This window comes from Acinetobacter corruptisaponis, from assembly GCF_030053775.1.
Taxonomy (GTDB): Bacteria; Pseudomonadota; Gammaproteobacteria; order Pseudomonadales; family Moraxellaceae; genus Acinetobacter; species Acinetobacter corruptisaponis.
Window position 1 is genome coordinate 2,024,029 of the sequence record NZ_CP125669.1, and the last position, 12,040, is coordinate 2,036,068.

General features: G+C 44.9%; 8 protein-coding genes. 5 read left to right on the forward strand and 3 right to left on the reverse strand.

The window, feature by feature from the left end; translation table 11 throughout:
• Positions 1-34 precede the first annotated feature (34 nt).
• Together xerD and QLH32_RS09615 are read left to right on the forward strand one after the other, a co-directional pair.
• Complete coding sequence (gene xerD / locus QLH32_RS09610; protein WP_283266058.1) at positions 35-955, forward strand: site-specific tyrosine recombinase XerD; 921 nt, start codon at positions 35-37, stop codon at positions 953-955.
• A 133-nt stretch (positions 956-1,088) separates the two neighbouring features.
• The gene (locus QLH32_RS09615; protein WP_283266059.1) at positions 1,089-1,904 is read left to right on the forward strand and encodes a DsbC family protein; all 816 of its coding nucleotides are present in this window, start codon (positions 1,089-1,091) and stop codon (positions 1,902-1,904) included.
• Between the two features lie 49 nt (positions 1,905-1,953).
• Here QLH32_RS09615 and posA read toward each other — a convergent pair whose 3' ends face one another.
• Entirely contained in the window at positions 1,954-5,934 is a 3,981-nt protein-coding gene (gene posA / locus QLH32_RS09620) for a delta-poly-L-ornithine synthetase PosA (RefSeq protein ID WP_283266060.1), read from the reverse strand.
• 491 nt (positions 5,935-6,425) lie between these two features.
• Here posA and QLH32_RS09625 point away from each other — a divergent pair, with 491 nt between their 5' ends.
• A complete protein-coding gene (locus tag QLH32_RS09625; RefSeq protein ID WP_267981574.1) occupies positions 6,426-7,727 on the forward strand; it encodes a homoserine dehydrogenase in 1,302 nt (433 codons plus the stop codon).
• Between the two features lie 58 nt (positions 7,728-7,785).
• Positions 7,786-8,925 (forward strand): threonine synthase, encoded by a 1,140-nt coding sequence (gene thrC / locus QLH32_RS09630; RefSeq protein WP_283266061.1) that lies wholly within the window; start codon positions 7,786-7,788, stop codon positions 8,923-8,925.
• A 59-nt stretch (positions 8,926-8,984) separates the two neighbouring features.
• Here thrC and QLH32_RS09635 read toward each other — a convergent pair whose 3' ends face one another.
• Together QLH32_RS09635 and pbpG are read right to left on the reverse strand one after the other, a co-directional pair.
• Positions 8,985-9,887 (reverse strand): hypothetical protein, encoded by a 903-nt coding sequence (locus QLH32_RS09635; RefSeq protein ID WP_283266062.1) that lies wholly within the window; start codon positions 9,885-9,887, stop codon positions 8,985-8,987.
• Between the two features lie 215 nt (positions 9,888-10,102).
• Positions 10,103-11,179, reverse strand: coding sequence for a D-alanyl-D-alanine endopeptidase PBP7/8 (gene pbpG, locus QLH32_RS09640; RefSeq protein ID WP_283266063.1), 1,077 nt, complete (start codon positions 11,177-11,179; stop codon positions 10,103-10,105).
• Positions 11,180-11,390: 211 nt separating this feature from the next.
• Between pbpG and gacA the strand changes: the two genes are divergently transcribed.
• Complete coding sequence (gene gacA / locus QLH32_RS09645; RefSeq protein ID WP_267981582.1) at positions 11,391-12,026, forward strand: response regulator transcription factor GacA; 636 nt, start codon at positions 11,391-11,393, stop codon at positions 12,024-12,026.
• Positions 12,027-12,040 lie beyond the last annotated feature (14 nt).

Below are 12,040 nucleotides of genomic sequence, written 5' to 3' on the forward strand. Positions count from 1 at the left end.
TTACAGTGCAGATGAATCAAGGACACTGGCTGTTATGTTAAATAAAAAACCTCGTATTCCCGCTGCGGTCACCATTCCAGAACACCTGAGTTTTTTACAGGGTTTCCGTGATTATCTGGTGGCGCAAACCGTAAGCCCCCATACCCGTAACGCCTATCTCTCTGACCTGATTCAGTGCAGCGAATTACACACATCGGTTTCATTACCACAATGGTCGAGTGATGACATTGCCGATGTGCTGATTGCGCTGACCAAGGCAGGTAGAAGTCCCCGTTCAATTGCGCGTTGCCTATCGGCACTAAGACAGTTCTATAAGTTTTTAAGGGAACAGAAACTGAGAGATGACAACCCTGTTGCCGTCCATCAATCCCCTAAAATTGGTCGGGCATTGCCAAAGGATTTATCAGAACAGGATGTTGAGGCGCTGATCAATGCGCCTGACACTGACACCGCCCTAGGCCTACGTGACCGTGCCATGCTGGAAGTGCTGTATGCCTGCGGTTTACGTGTATCAGAGTTGCTTAATTTACGCATGGAACTGATCAATTTAAAGCAGGGCTTTTTACGCATCACAGGCAAAGGCAATAAAGAGCGTCTTGTTCCACTCGGACAATATGCCTGTGACTGGATTGAGAAATATCTGGTTGAATCACGTCCGCAGCTCTACAAGAGCAGTACTGATTATCTGTTTCTCACCCAGCACGGTGGCATCATGAGCCGCCAGAACTTTTGGTACGCGATTAAACGCTATGCGCTACAGGCCAATATTCAGGCTGAGCTATCACCACATACCTTACGCCATGCCTTTGCCACTCATCTTCTCAATCACGGCGCGGATTTACGTGTGGTGCAAATGCTGCTTGGGCATAGTGACCTCTCCACCACCCAGATTTATACCCACGTTGCTCAACACCGTATGCAGGAACTGCATGGCAAATACCATCCACGGGGATAAAACCACCACTTGTCCAAGATTGGGATAAAATTTGATTTCGTTCACAATGCATCAGCAAGATTTAACGAAGTCATGGCATTTTTTTGTTATGCTAAGCCCCTGAATATATGAATATGAACAAAAAAGGTTCTTTATGTTGTTTACCCGTTCCAAGCTTGTACTTGCATGTACATTAGCATCGACATTATTGGTAAGTGCTTGCTCAAAAGAAAACTCAGCACAAAAACAAGATGCCCTGACAGCGAGTGCACCTGCAACAGGTGAAGCATCGACCTTAAATGAACGCAATGCCCAGCAGCGTCTAGCTTCAACCCTGGAAAAGCATTTTAAAACCGCCAATATCAATGCCAAAATTTTGGCGGTGAAAAAAACCGAAGTGCCCAATTTATACTGGGTGAGTCTGGAAGGTATGGGTTCGGTCTATGCCACAGTTGATGGTAAATATATCTTTCAAGGTGATGTAATTCGCTTAGGTGAGAAGCAACTGCACAATGTCAGTGAAGCATTTCAAGCGACCGAGAATAAAAAACATTTGGCTACACTAAAAACAGAAGACCTGATTGTTTATCCAGCACAGGGCGGTAAAGCCAAGCATGTGATTTATGTGTTTACCGATTCAAGCTGCCCATACTGCCACAAACTGCATGAACATCTTGCAGAGATTACGGCCAAAGGTATTGAAGTGCGTTATATCGCATGGCCACGCGGCGAACAGTTTATGCCAACCATGACCGCGATCTGGTGTAGTGAAGACCGTAAGGCCGCCTTTAATCAAGCCGTTCAGGGTTTACCTGTCCTCGCTGGAGAATGTAAAAATCCAGTACGTGATCAATATCAACTGGGTCTCAACATGGGCGTAAATGGCACCCCAGCAATTTACAATGTTGAGGGTGAATATCTGGGTGGTTATATGACCCCAGAGGAAATCATCAAACGTCTGGATAAATAATAAATAAAAAAACACCATTCATTTGAATGGTGTTTTTACATCCAGCCTGTTAGTAATCATTCCACGGCACCGCAGGTGAACCAATCCATGCTGATTTTGCAGGAATATTCTCCCCTTTCATCACCAGCGTCAGTGGCCCCAGCACAGCATGATGATCCACATTGGCATTGTATAAAATAATGCCACGCGCATTGACCACTACATCATTTCCGACATTCACCTGACCAATCTTCATGATACGGTCTTCAAATAAATGCGTCTGTGGTCCAGAGAAACTATTAAATTCAGCCCGATCACCAATTTTGACGCAATCAAACTCGGTAATATCTGCGGTATCCAGATACACATCCCGACCAATCTTCACACCCAACAGACGCAGGAAGAAAGGCAACATCGGTGTGCCACGCAAGTAATTGAGGAAGTTCGGAATGGCAACCGATTCATATAAACTGGTAATACCCTCACTGAGCCAGACAAACATGGTCCACATTGGCGCAGACTTAGGTTGATAACGTCCAATCAGCATCCATTTGAGTAAAGCCACAATAATAAAGCAGCCAACACCATATAGTAGTCCAGCAAGAGTCAGAGCCAGCAAGCCAACCGAAACATTATAGATGTTAATCACATCAATAATTTCCAGCACGATCATATAGCCCACCCCAATCGCCAACGCAGCAGGCAGTACAATACGCAAACCCTCAATCAAACCACGCATCAAACGACGTCCAATACCTGGCTTAAAGGTGAGATGATCTGGATAGTGTTGCGCTGCCTCCCGTGCAGGCAATAACAAGGCAGGCGAACCAAACCATGTCTGTCCTGAATACATTTCACGATTGTCAGGTGTTTTGGACTGCACACCGATCAAGACATTATCAGGCAATACCGTTCCATCAGCAATATAGGCGCTATTGCCCACAAAGCTACGATGACCAATTTGAGTGGATTTTAAGCTCATCCAGCCGCCCTTGATTTCTTCATCGCCCAACATCACCGCATCGGCAATAAAGCTTTCATCACCCAACGTCAGCATTTCAGGAATCACGCCTGTTGCAGTTGAGATTTCGGTATTTTTACCAACTTTTGCACCCAGCATCCGAAACCATGTCGGTGCATAAATGGTGGCAAACAAACCATGCAGGGTCTGCAAACTGGTTTCCAGAATCTGGGCGGCAAACCATTTGCGATAATACACCCCACCATGCACAGGATAGGTTCCTGTTTTCAGGTTAGGCAAGGCAACTTTACGAACAATGGATGAAATCACCGCCGTCATCACCATCATCATGGCACTGGCTGGAATCGCCAACAGGAAGTAATACAGGGCGATTTGTAAATGGTTATTCGGATCAAGGTTAAACACGTTCACATCCAACCAATCCACCAGAATAAAGCTTGGAAAGATGGGAATAAAGAAAATACAGGCAATGATCAGCGCACTTACTGCATAATAGCCATATTCCAATATTTTACGGACAAATGACAACGCAGGACGGGCTGGCATTTTTGTCAGCTCATCGACATGGCCAATTTTACGGGCAGGCGTACCATCCCAGATTTCACCTGTAGGCACAGTGGTATTGTATTCAATGGCTGTCAGGGCATTGACATGGGCTTTGGCTTCCAGAACCGTGTTTTCTTCCAACACTGCATAGGAACCAACATAACTGTCTTGTTTAAGCGTAATCGAACCCAACACCAGATGCCCATGTTCCACTTTGGCATTTTCCAGATTGACGTTTGAGCCGATGCTCACCCCATCTTCAATGGTCAATAAAGACGGCATCCGAATATGCACCGAGCTAATATTGACATCATGGCCAATTTTCGCACCCAAAGCTTTCAAATATAGATTCAGTAAAGTTGAACCTGACAACAGGTACACAGGTGAAATACTGCCGATCCGATCTGCCAGCCACCAACGGAAATAGGTCATGCCCCAAAGTGGATAACGCCCTACTTTTACTCCCAGCATCAAAAGTCGTTTTATCCCAATCGATACGGCAAAACTGGCAATGATCACGCTGACATAAACCAACAGCGAAAGCAGGATTGCATAAGGAATACTATCCCGTGCCCCACCTGTAAAATAATGATAGGTAAAGAATGGCGCCAGCCACTGTAAAATATTGATTGAGATCAGGGTTGGAATGGTGATCAATTGAGCCAAACCACACAGCCACTTATACGTCTGGTTACGCGGATTATCCTGTCCAAGCTGTTCATTTTGTGCTTGCTTCGATGTATCCAGCATTAAGGTTGCAATTGCCCCGACTTTTCGGGCTTGATACAGGTTTTGTATAGTCAGATGACGATAATCTTCATGCTGACGTAAATTCGAAACCAACACGGCTGCCAATAAGGAATGTCCACCGAGATCATCAAAGAAATCGGCATCCAGCTTAATCGGTATATTCGGAAATAAGCGATTCAGAATTTCAAATAACACTTCTTCCGCCACATTTTGCGGTAGATCGGATTCACTACGATCCACCATACTGATCAATGGTCGTGCTTTTAATGCTTTACGGTCAATTTTCCCAGACAATAAGCGCGGTACATCTTCAATGATTTCAAAACGATTCGGCACCATATATGGTGGTAAACGCTGACTGAGTGCAGCACGAAGCTGTTTAATTTCAATCGGCTGTTTACTGTCAATTTCTGCCGCAATAAAGGCAATCAACTGATCAATGCCATCTTCGGCACGTAAAATCACCGCAGCCGTACCAATCCCATCCAGATCACACAGCGCAGCCTCAATTTCACCCAGCTCCACACGGAAGCCCCGAATCTTGATCTGGTCATCGGCACGTCCCAGACAATGCACCTGCCCGAACTCATCAATCCGCGCCAAATCACCTGTTCGGTATAAACTTTCCTCATCAGGGTTTTCCGCCCACGGATTTTGAATAAATTTATCCGCAGTCAGGTCAGGTCGTCCCAAATAGCCCTGTGCCACACTGGGGCCAAAAATACATAACTCGCCTGTTTCGCCCTGTGGCAATAACTGTCGTTCTTCATTGATCACCAGCATGCCATAGTTTGGCAATGGCTTGCCAATGGTCACAGGCTTGCCCCGTTGCAACAGTTCCAGACTGGCCGAAACAGTGGTTTCAGTTGGACCATAGGTATTGAACATTTGATGATGCGGCAAGGCCCAGCGCTCCACCAGTGAGTCAGGACACATTTCCCCACCCAGATTAATAATCCGTAGGTTCGGCACATCTTCTGGAAACAAGGCCAACAAGGTTGGCACCGCATGTAAAACGCTAATATTTTCCTGCTGCAAGGTTTTACACAAACGCTCTGGATCACTGACCAAGGATTTAGGTGCAATCCACAAGCTTGCACCCACCAGATAGGACAGCCAGATTTCCTCAAAGGACATATCAAAGGCCACCGAGAAACCCTGATAAACCTTATCCTGTTCTTGAATTCCCAAGATGCTGTTTTCACTACGCAAAAAATGGCAAATATTCTTTTGGGTAATCACAATGCCTTTCGGTTTACCTGTAGAACCAGAGGTATAAATAATATAGGCAGGCTGATCTGGCGATGCTTTCGGTAAAGTGACCTGCTGTTGCAGTGGTCGCTGCAACTCAGTTGCTGTCCACTTGGTCTGTGGCACCACCTCAAGATGCTCATACCATTCATCGCTGGTAATCATGCCAACGGCATTGGCATCCTCCAGACAAACCGCCATACGGTCTGCGGGTGTGTCCATATCGAAAGGCAACCATGCCGCCCCGCTGAGGCAAATCGCCAATTGTGAGGTTAAAAGCTCGATTCCCCTTGGCAGCCATAAACCAACAATATCACCTGCTTTAACCCCATCCAGGATTAAATGTTGCGCCATATTGGATGCTTGGCGATATAGCTCGGCATAACTGATCTGTTGCGTTGCCTCAATTAGGGCGACCTTATCTGGAATACGGTGCGCAGTTTCAGTAAAAATATCAGCAAGGACTTCTTGTTTTAAAAATTCTGGCTGGTTTGTGCCTCGGACAATGGCTGTTATTTGCATATTTTTTCAGCTATTCAAATGACAAAAATAATTTGAATAATAAGGTGCCAATCCTTAAAACAGCGTTAAATCGCATGTGTATTATTCTAACAATTACAGTGGTGATTCTGTACGTTCCTATAACTGACATGAATTGCTTAAGGAAAGTTTAATAATGAGGGCCTGTTGCCACTTTATCCATGATTGCGACAGAGGACATTTTTTAGACGATATAAGGCATGTTTTGCGAAATTTAGCATTCTAAATGAGCAGAACATAACGCAGTAGCGGCAAAAAATGTCCCTGTCCCAAAGGGTTGTAGCTAAAAATCCCTCATACTTTGTTATGAAACTTGGCAAGGGAATACCATCCCCTGCGTTTCATGCCTCGTCTGATGAATTTTTAGCTTACAACGCAATTCATTTATAAAGTGGCAACAGGCCCTAGTGTCTACGCAGTTTTTTAGCTATGATCAAGCTTCATTAAAACGATTGAATAAAATGGAGTGTGACGTGAAACCAGTTCGTCTGGCGATACTCGGTCTTGGTACTGTTGGTGGTGGAGCCCTTAAATTATTACAAGAAAATGCTGCTGAAATTAAACGCCGTACTGGTCGAGAAATTCAAATTACCCATGTGGGTACACGCCGTCCACGTCCAGACTTAAATCTTGAGGGTATTCAACAAAGTGATGACCTGATGCACATCGTACGTCAGCCTGATGTGGATGTTGTGGTTGAGGTCATGGGGGGCATTCATCCTGCCTATGAAGTCATCATGGAAGCCATTAAACATGGCAAGCAGGTGGTTACCGCAAACAAGGCCTTGCTTGCTGAACATGGCAATGAACTGTTTAAGGCGGCAGAAGACAATGCCGTACAGATCGCCTATGAAGCGGCGGTTGCTGGCGGTATTCCAATTATCAAGGTGATCCGTGAAGGTCTTGCAGCAAACCATATTGAATGGCTGGCAGGGATCATCAATGGTACAGGCAACTTTATCCTGACAGAAATGCGTGAAAAAGGCCGTGCCTTTGAAGATGTGTTAAAGGAAGCACAAGAGCTGGGCTATGCCGAAGCTGACCCAACCTTTGATGTTGAAGGCATTGATGCGGCCCATAAACTCACCATTTTAGCCTCTTGTGCTTTTGGTATTCCACTACAGTTTGACAAAGTCTACACCGAAGGCATCAGCAAGATTACCGCGCAAGATGTGAAATATGCAGAAGATCTTGGTTTCCGCATCAAGCATCTGGGTATTGCACGCCGTGCAGCCAATGGAATTGAGTTACGCGTCCATCCAACATTGATCCCAGCTGAACAACTGATTGCCAATGTCAATGGCGTTAAGAATGCCGTTCTTGTGCAGGCTCATGCAGTCGGCCCAACCTTATATTACGGTGCAGGTGCAGGTGCAGGCCCAACCGCTTCTGCTGTGGTCGCCGACGTGATTGATATCGTACGTGATATTTCCTATACCGAAGATGGTGCTGGGACCATTCCACAATTGGCATTTGAAGCACTCACCAATGTGCCAATCCTCAGCCGAGAGGAAATGACCACTGGCTACTACATCCGCCTAAATGCCGAAGACCAGACGGGTGTATTAGCCGATGTCACCACCATTCTCAGCCGTGCGGGGATCAGTATTGATGCCATCATGCAGCAATCACGCTTAAAGGATTTGATTCCAATTGTGATTTTGACTGATCCAGTGCTTGAGTCCAAGATGGATGAAGCGCTTGCACAAATTCAGGCATTACCTACAATTCATGGCGAAATCATCAGAATTCGTTTAGAATCGCTCGATAGTTAATCAGGTTGAGGGAAAATGACTTCCCTCTCCCCGCTCTACCTCATATTGGAACACCATCATGTCGAATGCCAATCGTTATACTGGTCTTGTAGACCGTTATCGTGACCGTTTACCTGTGTCTGCAACTACACGTGCAATCTCTTTGGGTGAAGGTAATACTCCACTGATCAAACTAGAGAACATTCCACGTATTATTGGCAAAAACGTCGAAATCTATGTCAAATACGAAGGTCTGAACCCGACGGGTTCATTTAAAGACCGTGGTATGACCATGGCGGTGACCAAGGCAGTTGAGGAAGGTTCCAAAGCAATTATCTGTGCATCTACAGGCAACACCTCTGCTGCTGCGGCAGCTTATGCGGCCCGTGCAGGCATCAAGGCATTTGTCCTCATTCCAGAAGGCAAGATTGCCATGGGTAAAATGGCACAGGCGATGATGTACGGCGCGATCACCATGCAAATTCGCGGTAACTTCGATGACGGTATGCGTCTGGTCAAAGAAGTGGCTGACCAAGCCCCTGTAACGATTGTAAACTCAATCAACCCGTACCGTTTGCAAGGTCAAAAAACCATTGCCTATGAAATCGTGGAAGCATTGGGTCGTGCACCTGACTATCACTGCCTGCCAGTCGGTAATGCAGGGAATATCACGGCACACTGGATGGGTTATACAGAAGCAGTTGCAAACCAGCCTGCTGACCAGTTTGAACAAGTGATCTATGATGCGGCTACAGATCAATTCACAGGACCTAAACCAGAAGGTTTACCAACCATGGTCGGTTATCAAGCTGCTGGTGCTGCGCCATTCTTACGTGGCGCGCCTGTAGAGAATCCAGAAACTGTTGCAACAGCGATTCGTATTGGTAATCCACAAAGCTGGAACCATGCCAAAGCGGTGGTACGTGATTCTAAAGGCTGGTTTGATGAGTTACAGGATGCTGAAATTCTTGAAGCGCAACGCCTACTTTCAATGTATGAAGGTGTGTTTGTGGAACCTGCTTCTGCTGCCTCTATCGGTGGCGCAATCCGTGACATCAAGGCGGGTAAAATTGCTGAGGGTTCTGTGATTGTATGTACCGTAACAGGTAATGGTCTTAAAGATCCTGATACTGCTATCAAGCAATGTGCGGACGCGGTGATGTTGTCAATCGATGCCACCATGGCTCAAGTGAAAGATTCTATTCTTTCAAATATGTAAGCTATATCATTGATAGATCAAAAAAACCTGCTACGGCAGGTTTTTTTGATCTTCAGGCGTTAAGATTCTTTTTTCATTTCCTCAAACAGTTCAGCCCGCTGTTCATCGCTTAAGTCCAATTCTTCTGCCAACTCCTGAATTAGTTCTTCAACAATGGCTTCGGCATCAAAGTCTTCACCCTCTTCTTCTCCCCAGCCATCTTCATCATAGCTATACTGCTTGACCAATTCTTTTTCAATCGTTTGAATTTCCTCTAAACCAATTTCCTTGATCTCAAATAAAGGCTGTTTGAGCAAAGGATTAACAGCATATAAACCCTCTTCCTCCCAACCTTGCAGAATGATTAACGTTTGACTTTTATCATTATATTTTAACGCTTTATTATTTTTTATTAAGGCTTGTAATAATACAGGTTGTTCAGATAAATCTTCAAATGAACCTTTCAGCTCAATATCACCATAATCATAATCTGCAAAAATGGTTCTAACATGACTCTTTAATTGTTCAGGTTGATCTGCATAAGCTAAACTTGCAAAAAATTCATCATGCTCTTCCACCCATTGCTGTTTTTTGACTGACCACAGTGCATAAAATCGAGCTTCCTGTTCAAACTGAACCAGTTGAAATTTCTGCATATCTGCAAGTTGAATAAATGCAAAAGTATCCTCATCACTTAAGCTTTCAGGCAGCGTATCACGAGAGACTTCGCCCTGCTGATAAATATGTTCGCCACAACGTGAAAAGACAAAATCATCCAGTTTTTTTAATAATCCCTCATCTGCATCAAACAATGATTCAACCTCATAGAGTGCGAAATCACGCGCCCCATTGATTTCCAGTTGCTTATAGGCCGTTTCAGCTTGCTCCTTATCCTCAAAAACATTGTGAATACGGTTACCTGATGCATAAAAAACCTCATCATTATAACCAAAGTATTTCTCACGAATCACATAGGTGCCCATGTTGTTCCCCTAATTTATTTATCACTCAATTGTTTGTTTTTTCTGATGTAAAACTTAAGCACTGTAAAGCCAGTGTTGTGAATCAACATTAATCGATTTTTAGTTTAAAAACCAATATCATGGGTTGATACAAGACAAATTATGTCGCTTCATTTTGGCATAAAAAAACTCTTCTTGATGAAGAGTTTTTATTTTAAAAACGGATCTACGCAGTATTAAATACGTTTTGGCAGTGTTGCAACCCAATTCAGTAGATTGGTTGCATCATTGGTACGTGCCTGTGAACTGGATGCACCAAGCAATACAACAACCGCTGGACGGGAATTGACTGTGGTGTGCATCACCACACAACGTCCCGCCTCATTGATATAACCTGTTTTTGACAGATTAATGTTCCAGCCACCATTACGCACCAAGGCATTGGTATTGTTTGACTTCAACACACGATAGCCTAGATTGAAGTCATAGGTTGGTGTGGTTGAGAACTGTCGAATCAAGCCATATTGTGAAGCTGCACTAACTAGAATGCCTAGATCACGTGCTGATGAAACATTATGAGGATCCAGACCCGTTGATTCAGCATAACGAGTAGAACTCATACCCAATTGCTTTGCCTTAGCATTCATGGCTGCAATAAAGGCAGGACGGCCACCTGGATAGGTACGAGCCAAAGCGGCTGCCGCAGGATTTTCAGACTTCATCAAGGCAAACAACAATGCTTCTGCACGGTTCATTGTGTCGCCAACACGCAGGGTTGAACTGGAGTTCTTACCACCCGCACCCGCAAAATCAATGGATTCCAGTGTAATTTCTTCAGACATATTTAAACGCGCGTCAGCAGTCACCACAGCTGTCATCAGTTTAGTGATTGAAGCGATTGGCACAGACATATTGCTGTTTTTACTGTACAGCACTTCACCCGTTTGCGCATCCATCACTAGCGCAGCGCGGGCATTGACTGAAGGCTGGCTACTATAATTGCTGCTGTTGCTAAAAGTGTCGCGAATTTGTACAGTATTTTTAGGGCTACTCGACGATGTAATGGTTGCAGAACCACCACTGCGTAAAGTTGTCGTCACAGAGGTCGAGCCTTGCGGACTAATCTCTAAAGGTTCATCTTCCTCCATTAACTGGCTGGCATCATTCGCAGACCAGTTTAATGACGCGGAACCATTTGTACCCGAAGCAACTGGACTGTTATTGACCACCAGCTCGGCAAAGCTTGTTGAACTCCACGCCAACAAGATAGACATGCCCAACACATGCATGACAGATTTTTTAGAATTTTTCACGACACAATACTCAACTCAGGACGCTGCACATTTGCGCTTACTATCATTATGCCTTACATTTGAACAAATCGGGTAAAGCTTTTATAGACACAATTGTGTACAACTATTCGCTAGAAACGGAGAATAGGATTGCTAATTTTGTCGTTTCAATGCAAGCTAATTTTGCTTTATGTAACAAAAAACCAGTTTTTCTGAAAAAAAGGAGGTCTTCTTGATCACTGTTCTTGTTGTTGATGATCATGAGCTCGTACGCACAGGCATTTGCCGTATGCTGGAAGACCATCCAGATGTTGATGTTGTTGGGCAGGCTGAGTCAGGAGAGGAAGCGATTGCGCTAGTTCGGCAAAAACACCCTCAGGTGGTGCTGTTGGATGTAAACATGCCTGGCATTGGTGGGGTTGAAACCACGCGTCGGCTATTGCAGACCGCACCTGACACCAAGGTGATCGCGGTGAGTGGCCTTGCAGAAGAACCTTATCCATCCCTGTTACTTAAGGCTGGGGCAAAGGGTTATATCACCAAAGGTGCGCCGATTGCAGAAATGGTGCGTGCCATTAACAAGGTGATGCAGGGCGGTAAATATTTCAGTGCCGACATAGCCGAACAACTCGCCAGTTCCTATCTTTCCGACACCCAGCAATCTCCATTTGATGCTCTTTCTGAACGGGAAATGCAGGTGGCCATGATGGTAGTCAACTGTATCAGTGCCCAGGAAATTGCAGATAAATTATTCGTCAGTGTAAAAACCGTAAACACCTATCGTTATCGTATTTTTGAAAAACTGGGAATTGATAGCGATGTCAAACTCACCCATCTTGCGATTCGATATGGACTCATTAAACCTTAATCATTAGTCATCGC

Bases quoted from the DNA above. Each gene is read 5' to 3' on its own strand.
- QLH32_RS09635 (WP_283266062.1), bottom strand. From the start codon at position 9,887: ATGGGCACCTATGTGATTCGTGAGAAATACTTTGGTTATAATGATGAG.
- xerD (WP_283266058.1), top strand. From the start codon at position 35: ATGTTAAATAAAAAACCTCGTATTCCCGCTGCGGTCACCATTCCAGAA.
- posA (WP_283266060.1), bottom strand. From the start codon at position 5,934: ATGCAAATAACAGCCATTGTCCGAGGCACAAACCAGCCAGAATTTTTA.
- QLH32_RS09615 (WP_283266059.1), top strand. From the start codon at position 1,089: ATGTTGTTTACCCGTTCCAAGCTTGTACTTGCATGTACATTAGCATCG.
- thrC (WP_283266061.1), top strand. From the start codon at position 7,786: ATGTCGAATGCCAATCGTTATACTGGTCTTGTAGACCGTTATCGTGAC.